Here is a 1,277-nt window from a genome sequence, read left to right on the forward strand (position 1 = left end):
GGTCCCGTACTTGTAGTCCCTGTCTTCGACGTCGATCACGTCACCGAGCTTGAGCGTGCTCATCGCGCGTGACCCGGCTGCTGGCGCGCCAGCTCACTCGTAGTGGTGCCGCAGTGGGGGCACCATCGGTCCTTGACCTTGAACGACAGCAGCCCGGCGAGGAAGCCCACCAGCAACGCGGAAATCACGGCGCCGATCAACACGATGATCACCTCAATTGGTCCTGTGCCCGTTAGGGCAGACAGGAGGCTCGCGCCCGGTGCTGCCCGCCTTACGGGTCTGTCTGCACGGTGCCGAGGTCGCGCCCGTGGGCGTCTTCCGTGACCCGCTGTTGCGGTCTCAGCACTATGCGGATCAGTGTTGCAGCATAGTACGATGCTGTGCAAGTACCCGGAATCATTGTTACAAGGAGTTAGGAAGGCTGGCCGTGTATGAGGGAAGATCAGAGGGTGGCCCGGTTTACTCCTCCAACGCCTCGGTCCCGTCGTCTCGGCCGGGAACTGCGCAGGCTGCGCGACGCGCGTAACCTCACGCAAGACGACGCCGCGAAGCTGCTCAGATGCTCGCAGCAGCGCATCGCCCGGATCGAATCTGGAGACATCAAGCCCAGGTCTCGCGACGTGCTGGAGATCCTTGTCGCGTACCAGGTTCCTCACGACGAGGAGCAAGGGCTGTCGCTCCGAGCGATGGCCGACCAGCTACGCGAACCGGGTTGGTGGCAACGGCTCAACACCTTGCCGGCTCGGTACATCACGTTCATCGCCTACGAGGCCGAAGCCGCTGAGCTGCGACAATTCCAGCCGACCCTGATTCCGGGACTCATGCAGACCCGTGCTTACGCCCAGGAGGTGATCCGCATTGGTCGAGAGACCGAGGAGGAAATGATCGCCCAGCGCGTGGAAGCACGACTGAAGCGTCAAGAAGTGCTGACGGTGCGGCAACCACCGCTGCGGTTGCACGCGATCATCACGGAGCAGGCGTTGATGCTGGAGGTTGGCAGCGCCGAGACGATGTCCGAGCAACTGGATCACATCGTCAAGGTCGCCGCGCTCCCGAACGTCACGGTGCAGGTGTTGACGCTCGCGGCGGGCGCTCACCTCGCCGTGCACGGCGGCTTTGAGGTGCTGACGTTCGCCCATGATGACCCGCCGCTTGGCTATATCGAGACGCTGGCGGGAGAATTGTTCCTGGAATCGCCGGAGGAGATCCGGCGGCTCACCGATGTTCACAAGCACCTGCTGTCCCTGGCGCTGTCGCCCAGGGAGTCGATCAAGTTG

The 1,277-nt window shown here is 63.2% G+C and carries 2 protein-coding genes; one reads left to right on the forward strand and one right to left on the reverse strand.

Features of this window, described 5'->3' with window-relative positions; all coding sequences use genetic code 11:
• Nucleotides 1–59 precede the first annotated feature (59 nt).
• Nucleotides 60–212, reverse strand: a complete 153-nt coding sequence (locus DMB66_RS59750; RefSeq protein ID WP_233624644.1) for a hypothetical protein — start codon at nucleotides 210–212, stop codon at nucleotides 60–62.
• Between the two features lie 237 nt (nucleotides 213–449).
• On the opposite strand from DMB66_RS59750, the gene DMB66_RS59755 reads away from it, so the two are divergent.
• Nucleotides 450–1,277, forward strand: an 828-nt coding sequence (locus tag DMB66_RS59755; protein WP_158647745.1) for a helix-turn-helix transcriptional regulator, incomplete at its 3' end; no start/stop codon positions are given.

Source organism: Actinoplanes sp. ATCC 53533 (assembly GCF_003947245.1).